Origin of the sequence: Maribacter sp. PR66 (genome assembly GCF_028464205.1) — a bacterium.
Classification (GTDB): domain Bacteria; phylum Bacteroidota; class Bacteroidia; order Flavobacteriales; family Flavobacteriaceae; genus Maribacter; species Maribacter flavus.
In genome coordinates this window covers 1-18,341 of the sequence record NZ_JAQPCH010000012.1, presented here as the reverse complement: position 1 = coordinate 18,341, position 18,341 = coordinate 1, and the positions used below count along the sequence as shown (strand labels likewise).

The 18,341-nt window shown below is 44.0% G+C and carries 7 protein-coding genes and 1 tRNA gene; 3 read left to right on the top strand and 5 right to left on the bottom strand.

The window, feature by feature from the left end:
• Nucleotides 1–18: 18 nt before the first annotated feature.
• The 5 genes from PP181_RS16460 to PP181_RS16440 all read right to left on the bottom strand — a co-directional run bounded on the left by PP181_RS16460 (nt 19) and on the right by PP181_RS16440 (nt 8,869).
• A complete protein-coding gene (locus PP181_RS16460; RefSeq protein ID WP_272637883.1) occupies nt 19–705 on the bottom strand; it encodes a hypothetical protein in 687 nt (228 codons plus the stop codon).
• A complete protein-coding gene (locus tag PP181_RS16455) occupies nt 702–3,806 on the bottom strand; it encodes a PQQ-dependent sugar dehydrogenase (RefSeq protein WP_272637882.1) in 3,105 nt (1,034 codons plus the stop codon). The genes PP181_RS16460 and PP181_RS16455 overlap by 4 nt, the downstream gene beginning before the upstream one ends.
• Nucleotides 3,807–3,900: 94 nt before the next feature.
• Nucleotides 3,901–5,457, bottom strand: coding sequence for an FAD/NAD(P)-binding protein (locus tag PP181_RS16450; protein ID WP_272637881.1), 1,557 nt, complete (start codon nt 5,455–5,457; stop codon nt 3,901–3,903).
• 346 nt (nt 5,458–5,803) lie between these two features.
• Nucleotides 5,804–7,849 (bottom strand): Ig-like domain-containing protein, encoded by a 2,046-nt coding sequence (locus tag PP181_RS16445; protein ID WP_272637879.1) that lies wholly within the window; start codon nt 7,847–7,849, stop codon nt 5,804–5,806.
• Between the two features lie 929 nt (nt 7,850–8,778).
• Nucleotides 8,779–8,869, bottom strand: a tRNA-OTHER gene (locus PP181_RS16440).
• Between the two features lie 208 nt (nt 8,870–9,077).
• Between PP181_RS16440 and PP181_RS16435 the strand changes: the two genes are divergently transcribed.
• The 3 genes from PP181_RS16435 to PP181_RS16425 all read left to right on the top strand — a co-directional run.
• On the top strand, nt 9,078–9,833 hold the full coding sequence (locus PP181_RS16435) for a PQQ-dependent sugar dehydrogenase (protein WP_272637878.1): 756 nt from the start codon (nt 9,078–9,080) through the stop codon (nt 9,831–9,833).
• Nucleotides 9,834–9,845: 12 nt separating this feature from the next.
• Nucleotides 9,846–14,366 (top strand): RICIN domain-containing protein, encoded by a 4,521-nt coding sequence (locus PP181_RS16430; protein WP_272637877.1) that lies wholly within the window; start codon nt 9,846–9,848, stop codon nt 14,364–14,366.
• Nucleotides 14,367–14,635: 269 nt separating this feature from the next.
• Nucleotides 14,636–18,341: PQQ-dependent sugar dehydrogenase (locus PP181_RS16425; RefSeq protein ID WP_272637876.1), on the top strand; the 3,706-nt coding region annotated here is incomplete at its 3' end.

Sequence of the window (18,341 nt, the reverse complement as noted above, 5' to 3'; positions counted from 1 at the left end):
TCTTACTTATAAGTGGTATTATCCAACGGTAAATGAAAAAATAGGGGAGACGGATTCATTCCCCTGACTGTCCTTAGTAACTACTTTCCAATAATAGGTTATACCCGCAACCACAGGAATACCAAGGAATTGGTCATTTTCCAAATCCGATTCAAATAACGCAGGGTCATTGTCTTCTCCAAAATAAAGATCATATCCTACAATGTCGTCATCTCGATCTTCCGAATTCCATCGTAAGTTTACTGTAGTTGCGGTCGCTGAGATGGAAGCTCCGTTGGCAGGCGAAATCGCCGTAGCAGGTGAAGGAACAAAAGATTCAGATCCAGGACCCTCGTTGTAAAAAGACCAAGTTTCACTTCGGATTTTATTTGGACTGGATGCTGATGAAATACTCCATGAATAGGGGGTGGCTCTCTTTAAGAGCACATTAAGTTGCGGTTGGTCACTTTCAAATTCTTGGATATTGGAGGTGTTGAGATTTGTAAGCGTCATTTTATAGGTTTGTACGCGATCAATACCCTCCCAAAGGAATGTCAATTCACTTTCTGTTTCCGAAACCAAAGTTCCTTCCGTACATTCCGAAAGATTTTCTGGAAAAGTAAGCTCAATGGTAATGCTCGGACCCAATAATTCGGCCAGGTCGCTGTCCGCTGAACAATTTCCAAGAAAGACGGCAATCATCATTAAAGATGCGACTTTCCTCATGATTTTAGTACTTTGAATATCCTTTTTTTCTTACCATTTCCAATTTGAACGACATAAAGCCCATCCGTCCATTGTGCGGTGTCTAATTTAATGGTTTTGTTGTAAACAGGTAGTGTTTCACTGAATACTATTTGTCCTAAAGTATTGTAAATCAAAATTTCTTCTTTTTCACCTTCAAAATTGTTAAGAAATAGCTCCAATTGTTCGGTAAATGGACTTGGATAAGCGGTTATGGCATTTTCCATCAGTATGGTCTCCGTATAAGAACCATGACAACCTTCTTCCGATATGATGGTAAGATTGTTTACCTCTTGGGTTAGGGGAAGGGTAATTTCATTTTCTACCTCTTCCCAAAATTCCTGATTTAGTTGAACCCTAAATCGTGATGTGCCTGTGACAGAAACGGAAACTGTATTGTCAATAAAGTTCATGGAAGTGGATACCGATAAGGGTTCAGGTTCTCCAATAGTAATGGTGTAGCAACTTTCAAGGAACTGCCCATCAATTGAATTTAGACAAACATTATAGGTTCCCGATGCAAGGTCTGTAAAGGAAATACTTTCATTAAAATTCAAGCTCTCAGAACCTTCTTCATCAGATAAAACGGCCTGATAGTTGCCGCTTGACTTACTTGTTATCGTTATTTTTCCGGTTGCCGTGCCCAAACAGGATACCTTAAAAGTACTTAAGGAGAACTGATCAGAAGGAAAAGCTGCCAATGGACATCCATTTAAAGAGACAAGGGTGTTTTCAGGAGTTTCAGGACATTCATCTTCTGCATCTGGAACACCGTCCCCATCCGTATCCATAAGCGACCATATTGCTATGTTGTTTGTATTGGAATTATTACCGGCACGGCCAAAATTCCCACCCAAAAATAATTCCTTGGTTTCCTCAATAAAATAAAGAGCATTGCCTCTATTGTCGATTCCAACATCCGTTCCGGGCCCAAGTGCTTGCCAGCCAAGAGTAGGGTTCCACCTGGCAATGTTGTTCATTACTTTGTTTTCTGAGATAATGTCGCTTGCAGTTTCAAACGTTCCCGTGGCGTAAAGATGTCCATTATGCCAATTCAAATCATTAACATTACCGCTGATACCAGCACCCAGCGTCTCCCATGTCTGGTTTTGAAGATGAAACCTGGCTATTCTACGTACGGTACTGTTACCTGCATTCACAAAGTTTCCGCCCGCATAGACGAAACCATTGTTAATAATAATAGCCTGAACGAATCCACTTGTACCAGTTCCCAGCGCATCCCAATTGGTGCCATCCCAACTCGCAATTCTATTGGCAGTGCGGCCACCTGCCAAATCAAAGTTTCCGCCAATGTACAGGTTGTTTTCTTCGTCAAACGCAATGGCCCTAATCTCATTGTTGGTACCTGTTATACCTGTGCTACTATCGGTTAGACTGAGCCAATTTCCGTTTTCCCACTTTGCGATATTATTTACAGTCAATTCTCCCGCATTGCTAAACACACCACCGGCGTATAGAACGGATCCGCTCTTGTCAAAGGAAATTTTGGAAATAGGTCCGTTTGTTCCATTTCCCAATGAATTCCAATTATCCCCATTATAATATGCAATGTTATTTGCGGGTATTCCACCAATTTCACTGAAATCACCTGCTACAAAAAGATTGCCGTTAGCAGATAGGGCCATATCCAATATGGGGCCATTGGAGCCGGATGTATAGGCACTCCAGTTACCGTTGGAATCGTACATGGCTAAATTTCCAACGCTTACACCCCCACCGCTGCTAAAATTACCGCCAATAATCAAATTTCCATTACTGTCGGTTATCAAACACTCAACGGTGCCATTGGTTCCTGCATCCAAAGGAGTCCAATTGCCTACACCATTGACTTGGATAGTTTCCGGTTCTGAAGAATTCCCTGATAATCGATATATTCTGGCGGTATTTGAATAGCCAAGAAAGTAAAGTTCTCCGGATTCGTCTTCGCCAAAAGATGAGATATACGTGCCGTTTGTTTTGAATAGAAGTTCATTGGACACGGTTTTGGAGGCTTCATCGTAACGCAACGCCCAAACTCTTCCCGAAACATAATCCCCATAAACATAGGCATTTTGCAAGCGGGAATCCTGAAGGCCGCCCTTATACCAATAACCACCGGTAATGGAAACGTCCCCAGAATTGTGATCATAATAAAATAGCGGCTTACTATCTGGCGTGGTAACCAATGAAGTTCCTGAGCCATAACTGGGTTGGCTTTCAGCCTCAAATCTGTTCCATCCATAATTTCCGCCTTTTTCTATGAGGTTGATTTCCTCGAATGCATTTTGACCAACATCCGCCCCCCATAGTCTACCTTGTTCGTCGAAGGAGAACTTCCAAGTATTTCGTATGCCCCAAGCAAAGAGTTCGTCCAAACCTGCTTGTCCTACCCTAGGATTATCACTAGGAATCTCATAATTTCCATTGGGTAGTTCAGGATTGGTTTCCAAAGGATTATCACCATCAATATCTACATCGATTCTTAAGATACTTCCAAATACCGTATTTAAGTTTTGACCATTTTTTTGGGGATCTCCGCCCCCTCCGCCATCCCCTACGGAAATGTACAGATATCCGTCCGGACCAAAGGCGATTTTTCCTCCGTTGTGATTAGAGTCACTCTGGTTTTTTTGGAATTGTGCAATAACAAACTCGGAGGTTTCATCTAAAATATTTGGATTCTCTTGGGATACGGTGTATCTAACGATATTGATCCTGTAATTATTCGGCCTATCAATATAGTAAACAAAAACATAACCATTTGATGTAAATTGTGGATGAAAGGCAAGGCCCAAAAGACCAATTTCCTGCCCAGAACTGTAGGCCACTTTGTTGGAAATATCTAAAAATGTAGCCACTTCGTTTTGGGAGATGGAAGGACTATTCGGAAATACTTTGATGATTCCGGGCTGTTCTAAAACGCACAATCGGTTACTTCCATCGGGTGGTGCCTGCATTTCCACGGGGAAATTAAAGGAAAGGTTAGTAAAGGCATTTTCATAGAAAACCTGGGCAAAAAATGGGGTGTTTATAAATAGCAGAAGAATGATAAGTCGGAACTTAGAAACAGGTGTTGGGGTCATGAAATATGTTATTTTCACAACCCCAAAAATACAAAGTCACAAACAATTGACTACTTTAAATCCATGAAATATGGACTCTAAAAGGAAGAATGGTCTATACGGCCACCTTTTCGGTCAAACTGGCCCAAAGATTTTTGGACAGTACATTGCTGGACCAAATGATTCGTACACAATGCTCCAAATGCCAAAATATTTTGTCTTCAATTTGGTTTCCAGCCAATAAGGGTCCTGCTACGAATAGGTTTTTTGACGCCTGCATTTTTTTGTCAATATGGAATCCTATTTGTGAAGGGTTTGGGGTACAAAGTCCATCTGTTATCAAACCTTTCAAGAAGGGGGAAAGGTCATCTGCCATCAGGTTCACACTTCCTAGACAATTTACCACAATGTTAAAATCCTCCTTGCCTAAATTCTTCTCGGAATTAGTATCGGTAATTGTATAGCTAACTTCCAATCCGTTTTCATTTTCTTGAAGCTGTGCGAATCTGCCTTTTATATGGGAAAATCGGTTCCTTTTGGAAAGCTCATCAACAACTGAAAGGTAGTGGTTTCCGGCACAACGTTGTCTTCGTCCTATTTGATTGCCATAAAAACAAGCGAAATTTGAAAGTTCTCCCTCATCTAGTCTTGGTAATAATGCACCAAAACCTTTTGATATAATTCCAACAGAAGTGGCAGCTCCGATCTCAAGGGATTCTGCTGCATCTATATCCTTATGTGCGGCCTCGGAGATTTCCTTGGCAGTTAATGTTTTTTTATGGGACAAAGCGATCAAATGCTTTGGCTCAAAGGATTTTGCTTTTTCCTGGTCTACCGTTCCGTCGGGCATCACCCCGTGAGAAGACAAGGTCTTAAAGCTTGTTTGGTACTCTTCCAAGGGTAATTTATCACAGATTTTATAGATCATTTCCAGTCCACTGGCATTGGCGCCCAAAACAGCTATTTTTGTGGGAAGATTCTTTTTATTTCTATTTTTGACGAAATTTACGATTTGCGTCATATTTTCTTCCATCCCAACCCCATACGGTTCTTTTATATATAGGGTATTTTCTTTATTCAAAATGGGCTTTTCATACAGTTGCTTATAAGGTAAGGAACCAATGGAAAGAACTGTTTTCTCGACATCTAAATGCGTCCCATCATTAAAAAATAATCTAAAATTTTCTCCCTGCCTAGTAATTCTAACAATTTCTTTTTTTATATAATGTACTGAAAGGCAATTTTTTGACTTTAGTTTCTCTATCCTTTGCAGCACCTCTTGTTCGATATACCTGCCGAAGAAAAAACGGGGAATATAGAGATCGTCCCAATCACCTTTAATATAGGTGGCATTGTTTTTTCGCACCCAATCTGAGGCATAGTGTCCGCCATGTTCCACGAACTCTTGTGCCAATCCATCTATATTTTCGTTCAACCAATTTTTGAAATGCGTTCTTTGAGGTTCTGAGATAAAGTTTTTAAGGTCTTGGATCAAGAGTACCGATTTTCCGGAACGTTCCCCATAGGGCATACCCTTAAAAAAATCATTGCTCTTGTCTACAACATATAATTCTAGACTTGTTTCTTTTTGATAGGAAAGGTTGTCTAATAATGGTATTAACGTGTAACTGGTAGCAATTCCGGCACCTATAAATGCTATTTTTGTGGCCATTTTTATTTGGTTTGATGTAAATTTCCCAATTTATATTGTAAGAACAATGATAACGGGAAATATTTTGATTAAGTTTCAGAAATGTTCGATAACATACATTTCTATTTTTTTATCCCATGAAATGGCAAACGTTATTTTTTTCTATTTATTGGAATGAATTTTTTACGAATTGGACTCCTAAATTATCGGGGATAAAAGCGACTCTTCAGAAAACATGAAATACAACAATAATATTAGGTATATTTTGAAAAATTTAAGCACTAACCTTATAATATTTATGTCCGATGTTTCCATCAATATTCTGTTCGTAAAAAAATCATTCTGTTATGGGATTACATTTTCTAAACTAATTACCTAGGATTATTTTCTTCGTGACAGAGCTATCGTCCTTGTAATTTATCTTTAGGAGGTATATTCCAGTTTGTACTTCAGGAATGTCCATAGGGAATAAGGTTTCAGTTGTAAACTGATTTGAATATTCCAATATTAATTTTCCAGATATTTCATATAAACCTATTGTGTCTACGGGTGAAAGTTCTATTTGCTTACTTGGTATTTTGATATAGACTAAGTTCGTTGTAGGATTGGGGTAAAGTATAATACCTTCATCGGAAATTACGGATACTTCGATATTATCCGTAAAGGAACCGTCGTTGGTGGTGGCGGTGATGGTCGTTGTCCCTGCCCCAATTGCCGTAACGGTCCCGTTTGTGCTTACCGTTGCAACCCCGGGATTGCTGGTGGACCATGCCACGGACGTGTCGGTCGCGTTTGCCGGGCTGACGGTGGCCGTTAGGGAGACGTTGTCCCCAACGGTCAGGGTCTCGCTTGATGGTGTCACCGTGACCCCTGTGACAGGTACCGTGACCGCCTGAACCGTTATTATTGCCGTGTCTGTAAACGAGCCGTCAATGGTCGTCGCCGTTATCGTTGCCGTACCCGTACCTGTTGCCGTTACCAGTCCGCTGCCGTTTACCGTTGCCACCCCTTGGTCGCTCGTGGCCCATGAAACGGAATTGTCGGTGGCGTTGCCCGGGCTTACTATTGCAGTGAGCTGAGCGCTCTCGCCTGTTTGTAGCGCCCTGGTAGATGGGGTTACAGTGACGTCGGTCACGGGTATTGTGTTGGAGTCCCCAAATAAAGCCAATAATTGGGTGTCATTGTTCCACCGTTCGTAAGTATCATATTGCCCACTGAACCATATGGCATGCTGGCTCTGTCCATGGTTTTTTGGAACAATGGGCCTGAGGTGGTCAGAAGTGGAGTTTTGAGTAATGGGTTGCCACGAAAAGGTAAGGCCTCCATCAGAAGTTTCCCCTTTCCAAATTTCATATCTGTCATTGGTATTCAAGGGAATATTAGTGTCCTGCCAGGTTAGATCAAAAGGATTGGCGGCATTGGTAGATAGATATATGACGTTAGGGTTGTCGGGGTCTATAGTGATTCCTCCAGAATAATCTTCCTCTCTATCATATAAGGGCCGACCAGCTTTTGCAATCATGCGCTTTTGCCAATTTGTACCTGTCCATCGAGCATAATAATAAAATATTCTAGTGGCCAAATAGTTATTTGGGTCTGAGGGTGAATCCAAGCTTACTTGAAAGACGGTAGCGGGATTTCCATCAGTGTAATATGCCGTATCCCATGTCCAGGCTCTACCATTGGGAATCCAGTCGTCGGGTCCTTCGCCACTACCCCAAGAATCAGTTGAAAATTGATACACTAGAGTTCCCCTTTCCCCACCATCATGTTCAATGGGCAAGTCTTGGAAATCCTTAAAAAAAGATCCATTGGAATTTCGAAAAACCCCATTTTCATAATATAAATGATAAATAGAATTGGACGATATTCTCGGATGCCCATCAGTGTAGGTGAAGTCAATCCTATTTACCTCATCGGTTGCAAACTTAGGGTATGGCCTTTGTAAACCTGAACCTGTCGTCCTTATTAATTGAATGGGGTCTTCCCAGGTAGCTGCATCATCCCTTGAAATAGATACGGTGGGGTTATCATTTATGCCTCGATAAAAATTATAAATAGCGTTGCTTTCTCCTGATAAGGAATAGGTGTTGGAAAAAAGATTAGGAAATGGTAGGTTCCACTGAACCTCTGGTCCCCAATCGGCCAACGTCCTTGGAATGGTATTGTTGGAAATTCTATAGAAAAATTCATTCCCCATATGTAGGGTATGCATTGCCAGCAACCTCCCATCAGAAAGAATGGTTATGGAGGGTGCAACATGGTCGTCCCTGAGTTGTGAATCTAGTGTTGAAATAATACTTTCACTTATATCCCCCGTTTCCGGATCATATCTTGTCAGCCCTACCCGGCCATCACTCAAGGCATACCCTACGAATAAATAACCATTATGGAACACAGCTCTTTCATCCATACTCCAGTTCCAAGCGGCACCCGTGGCTAAATTTCTTATAATTGGCTCTGAGGGAACTTGCCCTAATGACTTAAAATTGATTATAAAAAAAAGGACTAGGGCATAAAAAAAATAGCATTTTGTACCTACGTAGTTTTTTTTCATCTTTAGCGATCTCGTTAATGTATTCCCCAAAGAAACAATTTTTTATGTAAACTCTTAAAATACAATCGTTTTACCCGTTAGAATATACGATTAAAGGCATTTGTATTCATCTAAGGATTACAAAGGGGCAATATCGATTCGTTAGGTATGATCAGTGGATTGGGATAGCTATTTTTATTTAAAGGCCGATTAGGGTTATCATTATATTATTGATTTGAAAGACACTATTAAGCTTCTGCCTTACAGGTTTTTTTAATCGTTAATACGGGAAAATAGAATGGATTGACATACGGGTTTAACAAAAATAAGACATGTACAACAAATCAATGAAACCTGCGCAATCCCTGCTTGCCCGTGCTGCGCTTCCAAATGGGTTTGTTTGTATTCTTGCAAAGGATTCGGAAACACAAAACCCACGACGAAACCGTCGCGGGTTTCTTTTGCGGAGGAAGAAGGGATTTTGTCCTAACATCCCGAACAGGGAATTCTTTGCAAGCATAAAACCTACGCAAACCTTGCTTGCCCGTTCTATGCTTCCAAATACTTTTGCAAGTTTGCTTGCAACGCATTTGGAAACACAAAACCCACGACACTTACGTCGTGGGTTTCTTTTGCGGAGGAAGAAGGGATTTTGTCCCAACATCCCGAACAGGCAATCCTGTGCAAGCATGAAACCCACGCAAGCTTTGCTTGCCCGTTCTGCGCTTCCAAATACTTTTGCAAGTTTGCTTGCAACGCATTTGGAAACACAAAACCCACGACACTTACGTCGTGAGTTTCTTTTGCGGAGGAAGAAGGGATTCGAACCCTCGGAGGCGTTAACCTCAATAATGACATGAAGCCATTATTTGCATTAGACCACTCTGCCATTCCTCCATTTTGGTTTATAGAACGAGTCATATTTTACTTTATTGTCAATCAATCCTTTTTAATTCTTTATAATAGTTTCTTTTTCTCTTGTGCAAAGTTTAAATTTGTGCCCTTGAAATTAAACGTTTTTATAAGTTCATTTAACGATATTAATCTTTAAAGACTGTTTAATGTTATTTTTTTGTTGGTTGAATTTACTTACATCTTTTATGCTATGAAAAATAATTACGATTTTAATTTTAAAAAGCTTAAGAAATACCTTTATATATCATCTATTACTGCTTTTGCAGCTGCTATCATGAGTTTCGGTCCCATGTTCTTTGGTCCTGGGATGACTACCCCGGAGCCGTTTTCAATTGGGTCCAATACCAGTTTTCCTGCTGGGGGTGTCGGTAGCCCTGCGTATGAGGTGGCATTTCCCAATTTAGATTTCGATTCTCCCATTACCTTCAATCCCGTGCCCAATGACAATAAGATCGTCATTGGCCAACTGAACGGGGAGATTTACTGGATCGGTGAGGATAATGGCACTACTCAAAAGGAATTGATTGTGGATTGGTCCTCTGAAGTAGGAGATCGTAATGAAGGTGCCGTATGGGACGGGGGCTTTTTGGGTTTGGCGATACATCCGGAATTCGGAGTAGACCCCACCAAGAACTTCATGTTCGTGTACTATTCCACGAACGCCGCAAACAATGCCTTGGGAACTAATCAGGGTTTTAGGTGCAATCGGGAAAATTTTAGCGGAAATTATCTAATATTAGAGCGTTTTAGGGTGGATCCGAACACAATGCTTTTTGTTGCTGATAGTCGGGAAATGATGATGCGCCGGGAATTATACAATACTACGCACAGGGGTGGTGGCATGACTTTTGGCCAGGACGGCTTTTTGTACCTGACCACTGGGGACCAGGCTACCTATGTCAGTGCTCAGGATCCCATTAACAATTTGGACGGTGGGGTGTTATGATTGGATGTGGATATGATAGGAGGCGCCACCAGTCATGCTCCAAGAAGATTTCTACAAGACCCTGGGGTGGGCAATACGAATCCTGGTAGGCCAGGCTTTATTCCCAGTGAAGGCTTGGAAATGTCCGGTGCATATTACTTTATACCTAACGACAACCCTTTCAACGACCCCACCGGTGGCATATTCGAGGAATATTATACCATAGGCCACCGGAGCCCGCATCGTTTGACGATGGACACAGCTACGGGCGATTTATACATAGGCGAGGTGGGCGAGGGGACCCATGAAGAGATCAATGTGCTTCGGAACGTTCCCGGCACTGCTGGGCAGAACTATGGATGGCCCTTATTTGAGGGAACCGCCCCGTTCAGCCCTCCCACGCAGGCTGGCATACCCTGTGACGTAGTCCAATACCCTGGGACCCCCCTTACGGCCCCATTAACGGATTTCGCAAGGTCCGAGGCAGCGTCGATCATCGGGGGGTACGTCTACAATGGTTCCATAGCCCAGTACCAGGGTCGATATATTGCGGGAGATTACATCACCAACCAATTGTTCGCCATAGACACCCAAAGCGGTTCCAAGGAAAATCTGGGCGTGGGCCCTGGCGATATCATTTCATTTGGCCAGGATAGCACTGGGGAGCTCTATATGCTTACCTTGGGAGCTGGCGGTGATAGCGGTATATTTAGGTTAAGGCAGTCCATTAATACCAATGCGGCCCCTGTCCTGCTTTCGGAGACCGGGGTGTTCGATACGGACGGGGATGGAGATTTTTCAGATATTGGTGAGCTTACCGTTACACAAGGGTTTATCCCTTATGAGATGATCGATCCCTTTTGGTCGGACGGGGCATATAAGCGTCGTTGGATGGCCATTCCCAATGATGGCAGCCACAACACGCCTGCAGAACAGATCCAATGGTCTGAAAATGGCGATTGGCAATTCCCTATAGGTTCAGTTTTAGTAAAACATTTCAATTACCCAATCGATGATACCAATCCCAATGTCACCCGTAAGATCGAGACCCGTTTTTCCATTAAGGGGGCGGATGGCAGTTTTTACTTTCTCACATACAAATGGAATGCGGCGGAAACCGATGCCACCTTGGTGGATATGACAACTGGCGACACGGCCAACATTCAAGTGGCCACCAATGGTGGGGGCACACGAAACGTCAACTGGCTCTATCCTAGCAATTCGCAATGCATCCAGTGCCATGATCCGGCGCTTGGGGGTTCTTTGGGGCCAAGGACACGATTTTTGAACAAGGATTTTGATTACGCCGAGAAAGGCGGTATCGAGGGTAACCAATTGGTAACCTTGAGTGCTTTGGGTATTTTGGATCAAACAATTACAGATCCGGATACGGAAACCTACCTCACCCATGCTCCTATGGACGATGACCTTAATTATACATTGGATGAACGGGCACGTTCCTATTTGGACAATAACTGTGCCTACTGCCACCAGCCTGCCACGGGCAATAGGGCTCAATTTGATCTCAGGCTCATCAATACGCTTCAACAAACAGGGCTCTTGACCGCGATAGGTAATAATATTCCCGGGGAACCCACCATCACCCGTATATTGGTCCCTGGAGATGCAGCTAACTCCCAGCTCTACCATAGGGCCAACAGTCTGGATCCTGGAATCATGATGCCTCCTGTGGCCAAAGGCATTATAGATACGGAGGGCGTTGCCTTATTGGAAGCTTGGATAAACCAGTTGGAGGCGCCGGCGCCACCTCCGTTGGGCGATTACAGGATCGTGAACCGTGCCTCCGGACAGACGTTGCAGGTACCTGACGCCGGCACGGCGAATTCGGCCAATGTGGCCACGGGAGGCTATGCGGGCCTTGCGCACCAGAACTTTGCCTTGGAGGATGCGGCCGTTGCGGGCTATCACCAGTTGAAGGCCCTTCACAGCGACAAATACCTGGACGTTGCCGCGGCCTCGACGGCCAACGGGGCGAACGTATGGCAGTACACGGGCAACGGAACGGACGCACAGCTTTGGGAACTGGTTGACGCGGGGGACAACACCTACAACATCGTCAGCAAGTTGAGCGGGTACTACCTGGGGACCCAACCCAACGGGAACGTGGTGGTATCGGCAAATAACGGCAGTGATATCTTCCGGTGGGAATTTCAACCTACAGGTTCTTCTTTGGATTTGGGTATTACTGTGGCAGAAGCGCCATTAGTAACTTCAGAAGATGGTATGGAAGACGAGATAAGCATTGTTTTGGACGCTCCACCGGCCACTAACGTGGTACTAATCATAAATGGAATTACAAATGAGGATGAATTTTCCTTATCTGTATCCCAAGTTACCTTCACACCCGCCAATTGGGATACTCCGCAATTCGTCACGATAACAGGGGTTGATGATACAGAAGTGGATGGTGTACAATATTTTACGGTAGAAATTAGCGTCGATGATTCGCAAAGCGATCCTTCCTACTCCGGATTTACGGCTACGATTGAGGGTTATAATTCTGACGATGATGGGGGCGGTGTTGGTCCACCGGCTTTGGGGATTTACAGAATTGTAAATTTTGATAGTGGGGAAACCCTTCAGGTACCAAATGCAAGTACCGCAAATCTAGCTAATATTACGGAAAATGCATATGAAGGTCTAAATCATCAGCATCTTGAATTGGAATACGTCGGGAATAACCTATATAAATTAAAATTTGTACATAGTGGCAGCTATCTGGATGTTGCACAAGGATCTGCTGCACCAGGAACGAATGTTCTGCAGTATGAAGACAACGGCGGTAATACGGATGCCCAGTTCTGGCAAATTGTAGATGCTGGTGACGGTACTTTCCATTTAATTAGCCAGGCTGGAGGACATTATCTAGGTACACAACCCAACGGGAACGTGTATGTGCAGTTGAATGACGGAAGCGATATTTTCCGATGGCAGTTCTCAACCCCAAGCGGACCTTTAGGCAATGGGATTACAGTAAGTCCTGAGGTAGTTGCTGTTTCTGAAGATGGCCAAACTGATATTTTGAGTGTTGTCCTCACTGCGGCGCCTACGGAAGATGTGGTTATGACTTTGGTTGGAATTTCCAATATAGAAGAGTTTAATTTGTCTCTCGGCGAGCTAACATTCACTTCAGAAAATTGGGATACACCCCAAGAGGTCACTGTATCTGGTGTTGACGATACCGATGTTGATGGAGTACAATACTTTGAAATAGAGATTGCGGTTGATGCCGTGAGAAGTGATGCGCTTTATACAGGTTTTTCTTTAGTGGTCGATGGATATAATTCCGACAATGACGGTGGTGGCGTAGGCGCTCCGGTCACCGGAACCTATAGATTAATCAATAGGGCAAGTGGAGAAACCTTGCAGGTTCCTGATGCGAGTCTTTTGGACCAGGCTAATGTAGCTGAAGGAACTTATAATAATACGGATAATCAGCACTTCGAACTCGAATATGCAGGTAATAATTTATATTCCCTAAGAGTATTGCATAGTGATAAATATTTGGATGTTGCTACTGCCTCAACAGCCGTAGATACGAATATTTGGCAGTACGAAGGCAATGGATCGGATGCTCAACTATGGCAAATAGTAGATGCAGGTGATGGTACTTTCTATCTTATTAGCGAGTTAAGCGGATATTATTTGGGAACGGAACCAGATGGTAATGTAATTGTTCAGGAGAATGACGGATCGGACACCATTCGATGGGAATTTAGATTGACAGGATTTCCACCCACTGCGATCGCCAGTAGCGATGTAACGGAAGGCGAGGCCCCATTGGAAGTCGCCTTTACGGGTGATGCCTCCACGGACGATATCGGTGTGACGGGCTATCTATGGGACTTTGGTGACGGGAACACGTCCACCGAGGCGAACCCGGTGAACACCTTCACCACGGCGGGCACCTACGAGGTCAGCTTAACGGTTAGCGATGCCGGGGGCTTGAGCGATGCTACGAGCCTCACTATAACGGTCACGGCCGCCAACGGTACTCCCACTGCGATCGCCAGTAGCGATGTAACGGAAGGCGAGGCCCCATTGGAAGTCGCCTTTACGGGTGATGCCTCCACGGACGATATCGGTGTGACGGGCTATCTATGGGACTTTGGTGACGGGAACACGTCCACCGAGGCGAACCCGGTGAACACCTTCACCACGGCGGGCACCTACGAGGTCAGCTTAACGGTTAGCGATGCCGGGGGCTTGAGCGATACGGCTATTTTGACCATTACGGTAAATGAAGAAAATGAATCCTTGGAGGTGCCTTCCTTTGAGTTTATACTGGCTCCCAATCCTGCTACTGATTTTGTTGAAGTAATTATGGACGCTAATCTTGATATGGACGAAATCATAGGAGTCATGTTGCATGATATGTCCGGTAGGTTAATACGACAGTATGTTACGGATCAAGTCCTTTCCGGGAATACTCTTAGGATTCCTACGGCCATTTATAGAAGCGAAGTTTATGTAATTACATTGATGTTCTCTAATGGGGATCCTATCTCTAAACGACTGGTCATTCAAAATTGACAACATGAAATATTAAACTTTTGAAACGGGTTGGCCACATTAAGGCTAACCCGTTTTTTATGCCCATAATGCTATGATGCTTTTGCCATGACAAGGGAACGATAAAAAAAGAAAATTACATTGGTCAAGAAACATCGACTTCTAAAAACCTTTCACAAACATTTTGTCGAAGAAAATAACTTTTTATCGAATAAGGACAATAATAATTTACAGGTGCTAATCTGCTGATTAAATTTAAGTGATTCCCCATCTTTTATAACCATTGTATTATGAAAATAAATAAATGGGGGCCTTTTGCCACCGCTTTTTTCCTCCTGGGATTTTTTAGCTTTACACCTTATTTTTTTGGTCCAGGTTTATCGGAACCAGAACCTATCGGCAAATTCCTGAATGGTAGTTTTGAAAATGTGAATACTAGTTCTGAGCCTTATCGCGTGGCTTTCGAGAACCTAACATTTGACTCTCCTTTAAACTTTAGTCCAGTTCCAAATCAATCAAAATTACTTGTTGGTCAAAGAGATGGTAAAATTTTCTGGTTTGATGACGACGAATCAACGGCCCAAAAAAACTTAATACTTGATTTGTCCTCTGAGGTGGGGGTTATTTGGGATGGTGGTTTTTTGGGAATGGTTATTCACCCTGAATTTGGTGCCAACGGAACAAACTTCCTATATGCTTTTTATAGTACAAAAGATGCAGAGGGGAATAATTCTCCTGACTTCGCAACAAGTTTTAGATGTGGGTTGGAACGTTTTTATGGTAATTATTTACAATTGGTTCGTTTTGAATTAAATCCGGTCACAATGGCGTATGTACCCGACTCAAAATTAACGATGATAAGGATGAGATTATATAACTCAAGCCATCGTGGAGGTGGGTTGAGTTTTGGAAATGATGGGTTTCTTTATTTGACAACAGGAGATCAAGGAGCTTACATTAATTCTCAAAATATTATTACTAATTTAGACGGTGGCGTACTGCGCATAGACGTGGATAAAGATCCGGTCAAAAGTCACCCTCCAATTCGTACGCTTTCCTCATCGGGTGCTGGTGAAACCGATGAATTCTCCGGAATTGAATATTGGATTCCCAACGATAACCCATTTTTGGATGCCAGTGGCGGACTTTTTGAAGAATATTTTTCGCTGGGCCATAGGGCACCTCACCGAATGACACTTGATGCCCAAACAGGTTTAATGTACATTGGTGAGATTGGCGAGACAAGACATGAGGAAATCAATATTTTATCTAAAGGGAAAAATTATGGTTGGCCGGTTTTTGAAGGTCGTGGGCCGGGGCCTGTTCCTGATTGTGTGCCGAATTTAATGGATAATATGCCCCATGAAGAACCGTTGGTCGCGTTTCCTAGGGCGGAGGCCAATTCTGTTATTGGCGGATATGTATATAGGGGCAATGAAGTGCCGGAACTCTATGGTAAGTACATTTGTGGAGATTTTGGAATTGCCAATGAAATTTGGGCCGTAGATACCGAAAGTGGGCAATACGAACTTTTGGGTAACTTCATACCTTCGGAAATAATTTCTTTTGGCCAGGATTCCAGTAATGAACTGTTCATTTTAAAACGTGGGGAGAACGTTAACCTATATAAATTAAGAACTAAGGTTGATTACAACGGTATACCCCAAAAACTTTCAGAAACGGGTGCTTTTTCAGATTTAGAGAGTCTATCTGTCAATGAAGGTGTACTTCCTTTTGAACTGATCGAACCCTTTTGGTCTGATGGGGCTTTAAAGAAACGATGGATGGCCATACCCAATGATGGTACCCATAATACGGCCGAAGAACAGATTTCCTTTTCTGAAAATGGGATTTGGGAGTTTCCTGCGGGCTCAGTTTTAATCAAACATTTTGATTATCCCATTGATGACAACAATCCTAGTATTACCAAAAAAATTGAAACACGTTTCTCTGTAAAGGGAGATGATGGCAATTTTTATTTCTTTACCTATAATTGGAACGAATCCCAGACCGATGCCTTTTTACAAGAAGTGGGCCTTGATGAGTCTATTCAGGTTACAAAGACAGATGGAGGCAGTAGGGAAGTTATTTGGCATTATCCTTCCGTTAGTGAGTGTATTGCATGTCATAACAACACTACAAAAGGAACTTTAGGTACGCGAACCCGATATTTAAATAAAGAATTCGACTATTCTGAAAAAGGGGGTAGTATAGGAAATCAATTGGTTACTCTTAGTGCACTGGGTATTTTAGATACTGAAATTAATGATATGGATACCCCCAATTTTCTAACCTATACCTCATTGGATGATGAGACTGCGGATATAAACGATAAGGCTAGATCTTATCTTGACTTAAATTGTGCCTATTGCCATCAATCAGGTACTGGTAACCGTGCTGATTTCGATTTGAGGTTAGTTAACAGTCTTTCCCAAACAGGTTTGTTGACGGCCGGGATGAATGCTACCTTAGGCATCGATGGGGAAGGCATTTTAATTCCCGGTGATGCCTCAAAATCACAACTCTATCATCGTCCCGCAAGTATTAATGAGGGTATTATGATGCCTCCATTGGCAAAAAACCAAGTAGATTCAAAAGGGGTGTTGTTAATTCAACAGTGGATCGATCAGTTACAGGCGCCGGTTCCCGCTCCTGAGCTTGGATCATATTCAATTTTGAATAAAGGGAATAATTTCGTCTTGAACGTTGTTGATGGAGGAACATCAAATAGTGACAATATAAATGTATCTGAATTTTTAGGATTGGAAAGTCAGTATTTTGTACTTGAAAATTCATTTGCTGGGTACTTCATGCTCAAGGCCAGCCATAGTGACAAATACCTGGACGTTGCCGCGGCCTCGACGGCCAACGGGGCGAACGTATGGCAGTACACGGGCAACGGAACGGACGCACAGCTTTGGGAACTGGTTGACGCGGGGGACAACACCTACAACATCGTCAGCAAGTTGAGCGGGTACTACCTGGGGACCCAACCCAACGGGAACGTGGTGGTATCGGCAAATAACGGCAGTGATATCTTCCGATGGGAACTCTTGCCGGCAAATCAAAGTGGTGCACTTACTCTTTCCCCAGTCGCTGACCGCTCTGATAGGGTGGGTGATGAGGTGGATTTTATGGTATCCGCGAGTGGGGGGGACCCTTCGGCGGAACTGGTCTACACGCTCAACGGCGCCCCTTCGGGCGTATCCATTGATGCGTCCACTGGCCGGGTGACTGGGACCCTTCCCAACGGCTCCGAAGTTGGCGCTATTGATGGTTCGGGTACCTATACGGTAATGGTCACGGCATCCAGATCTACTGGGGCGCAGTCTAGCACAACTTTTTCCTGGACGGTCTCCACGGCCCCTACGGCCCCCGTAGCGGTGTATCGCATCAATGCCGCTGGCCCTGTGGTGTCTTCGACTGACGATGGACCCGACTGGTCCGGGGACATGGCCCCCGGGGCACAGTCCTTTCCCGGGCACACGGTAAGCGCGGGCAACTTGAGCACGAGCACGGCGATGGCGGCCTCGGGCCGCCATGGGTCCATTCCGGACTACATGGATGCGGCGACGTACACATCGTTGTTTTCCAGTGAGCGTTGGGATCCCGCAGACGAGCCGGAGATGGGCTATACCATTCCCCTGCCTGGTGGCGACTATGTGGTGAACGTGTATCTTGGCAATTACTATTCGGGCGCGGACGGTGTCGGCGACCGTATCTTCGATATCTTGGTTGAGGGCACACCGGCACACGTTGACGTGGATCCGGTGGCACTTTTCGGCCATTTGGGGGGCGGAATGCTAAGCTATTCCGTGACGGTATCGGACGGCTTCCTTGACGTTGCCTTCGTGCACGGGGCTTCGGAGAACCCCTTGGTCAACGCCATAGAGGTATTGGGCGGATCGCCCGAACCTACGGAGCTTGCCCTTTCGCCCATATCGGACCGTTCGGATTCGGTCGGGGACGCGGTGGACTTTATCGTGACTGCAAGCG

Coding starts and splice junctions, on each gene's coding strand:
- PP181_RS16460 (WP_272637883.1), bottom strand. CDS start 705: ATGAGGAAAGTCGCATCTTTAATGATGATTGCCGTCTTTCTTGGAAAT.
- PP181_RS16455 (WP_272637882.1), bottom strand. CDS start 3,806: ATGACCCCAACACCTGTTTCTAAGTTCCGACTTATCATTCTTCTGCTA.
- PP181_RS16450 (WP_272637881.1), bottom strand. CDS start 5,457: ATGGCCACAAAAATAGCATTTATAGGTGCCGGAATTGCTACCAGTTAC.
- PP181_RS16445 (WP_272637879.1), bottom strand. CDS start 7,849: ATGGATGAAAGAGCTGTGTTCCATAATGGTTATTTATTCGTAGGGTAT.
- PP181_RS16435 (WP_272637878.1), top strand. CDS start 9,078: ATGAAAAATAATTACGATTTTAATTTTAAAAAGCTTAAGAAATACCTT.
- PP181_RS16430 (WP_272637877.1), top strand. CDS start 9,846: ATGATAGGAGGCGCCACCAGTCATGCTCCAAGAAGATTTCTACAAGAC.